We start from the raw sequence: 2557 nt of genomic DNA on the forward strand, positions 1-2557 counted from the left end.
GAGATAGTTGTTCGAGACCTCTACCTCGCTGCCGATGACCCGGAGCGCTGCTAGCTTCATCGCACGCTTGAGCAGGATCGCCTTCGAATACCCGATGATGAAGCTATCGTGGATGCAAAGAACCGGGATGCCTCTACGAGTGAAGGAACGAAGGACCAACGCGGCTATCCGGCTATCGGTGTTCATGAGGTGAATCCCTTGATCTGAACACAGACCATCTCGAAGGAAGGGATGTCGTTCCACCACCGCATAAAGGACACGCCCCAACTCGGCATTGGTCATCGACTTTTCACGTGAGCCAGTGGGGGCTTGATCCCGGAACGCACTGCAAGCTGCCTTCCTGGAAGGGGCATTGAGCGCGACTAGGGTAAGCAGCTTCACCAACCTGCGCTGCTCATCGGCTTCCAGACCTTCAACCACTCCCGCTTCCAGTTCGTAGGGATCTCCTTCCAGCTTGATGCCCTGCTTGGCGGCCAGAATAGCTACGTGCAACGCTCGATAGTCGACCTCCACCGTCGGCTCGTCGTTGATATGAATGCGCTTCCGGTACTCCGATCCGCAGTTCTGCCACCAACCACCATAGAACCGTCCCCCACAGCGCCAGTCCTCGCGGTTGAAGACCCTGTGAACGAAGTTATCCATCCCGCAGACTGACTGCCTCGTCACCTCGCCTCGCTTGGCACCGGACTTGATTGGCCTCTCGATGAAGGGCAGTTCTTGGTCCGGCACGTCGATGAAGGTCCTCTGAAGCAGTTGGTTATAGGCCGTGAGGTCTTCTCGCATCCTACGGGCCTCGGAGGTGTCCTCGTATTCCAGGTTCCTTTCCGACCTCTCCGACCCGCGCATGATGATGCACTCCTTGCCCGGATGGGTGAGCAAGTGCTGAGGGCCGAACTTGACCTCCCGAAACAACGCACGAAGCCGCTCGGCAGCGCGGATGCGGGTGATACGATTTGTTGCTGCTCCAGGCCCTGCATAACTCCCCGGAGAAAGATCAATGTACCCATTCTCTTGGAGGCAGCGGATAATCGTTGGCGTCTGCCGGGATAGACCAATCTTGTTGTATCTGGAGCCGGTATCCCACGCCGCATTGTTCATCGCGACGCCGAGGGAGAGCTCTGGGTCAGTTGACCAAGCCGCATAGAGGTCAGTGATAGTCGTGCCAAGCTGGGTAAGGCTGCTGGCCTTCGGCTTGACCCCACCTTTGCGCGTATTGGCTTCCGAGGGTGCACCAAAGCAGTCCTCCCAGATAGACCTGATGAGTTTTCTTGCCTCGGGGTGCTCGCAGTAACGATGCACATCGAGAGGCTTGGAATAGCGAGGATTTGTGATCTGCGATTGCTCGAGGATCGTGCCAGCGTCCGTTCTTACCATGAGCCATGTGGTCCTTTCCTTCAAACCTATTGGCTTCCAGCCCACGGAATGCGCGGGCGGAATGAATGGCCCAAGTGCTTCGCGAACAGCAGACAACGCTGACGGCGAGATACACTTCGACCGGTGGTTTTGTTTTGATTGGAAAAAAGTTGAGGCTCTTGCGGAACCTCATAGCGGACCAACCCGCTATAGCGCCTCTAGACGCTGATCATGGTGCCCACGTGTGCGGGCGGCTTCGGACTGCTGCACTTAGGGATGCTACGGTGCATCGTCAAGGGAACTTCGCGTCGAAAGAAGAAGTTTTTCTCTGGGAGGCTTGGCACGCCTGGGACTTTAGCGTCGGCTCTACGCGTAAAGCGAGGGCCTCGGCCTGCGAAAACAGGGCCATTTCCAGTTGGAAAAGGCTAGGCACGGCTGAGCTCTGAGCTCGGCACCGGCAAAGAAGGTCAGTGTAAACATGATAGGCGCGAGGGCGTTCTACTCGTTGCCATCCCCTGACTTGGACGAGCGTTCCCACGGAGTACCTTGGACACATGGCGAAACCACGTTTCTTTCGCTGGTTGCCCGTGATGTTGTTCCGGCCAGCAATGTAGGGGAAAGCCAATCCGTCACTCGTCCCTGCAAGAACCTGGATAGCGTTAAGCGCGACGACTACCCGGGCATCCAGGATGGCATAGCGCTCGGGATCAACCAAGGACAGGATCTTCGAATAGCTGGAGACCCCGGCGAATGGAGCACTGTGATCGGCTCCTTCCGCACGTTCACGGTGCCTCTTCAGGGTAGCCTCCCTGTTTCCCCGAACACCTCCCCAGTCTGCAACGATAAATTCTGTGATCTTCTCTCTTTGGTTGGGATCGCTCAGCCAAAGCGCCCAGAGTTTGCGTTTCAGGTCTAGGGTACGAGCGAATAAGGAGCCACCTTCAAGAGGGCCAACCAAGGCTTCTGCACTCTGGGGGATGGACCATTTATAGGTCTTCTCAACGGCATTGGTGCCCAGATCAGCAAACCGATCTTCTCCCGATGCAAACGAGCAAACTGCCTGTATCACTTCCTGAGGAATCATCATGGTTAGACCGTATCAGACATTTGCTATCTGACCCTCCCCAGCAGAACGAAGAAGGCGATGAAGCTAGCAGCGCTCCGGGTCATCGGCAGCGAGGTAGAGGTCTCGAACAACTATCTC

At 56.6% G+C, this 2557-nt stretch carries 2 protein-coding genes; both read right to left on the bottom strand.

Annotated features, from left to right (window positions below):
* Window positions 1–1374 (bottom strand): hypothetical protein (locus DDT93_RS26285; protein WP_109468887.1); only part of this gene is annotated, 1374 nt, incomplete at its 3' end.
* Window positions 1375–1645: 271 nt separating this feature from the next.
* Window positions 1646–2440 (bottom strand): hypothetical protein, encoded by a 795-nt coding sequence (locus tag DDT93_RS26670; protein ID WP_157960315.1) that lies wholly within the window; start codon window positions 2438–2440, stop codon window positions 1646–1648.
* Between the last annotated feature and the right edge of the window lie 117 nt (window positions 2441–2557).

Origin of the sequence: Albibacillus kandeliae (assembly GCF_003116585.1) — a bacterium.
GTDB classification, from domain to species: Bacteria; Pseudomonadota; Alphaproteobacteria; order Rhodobacterales; family Rhodobacteraceae; genus Albibacillus; species Albibacillus kandeliae.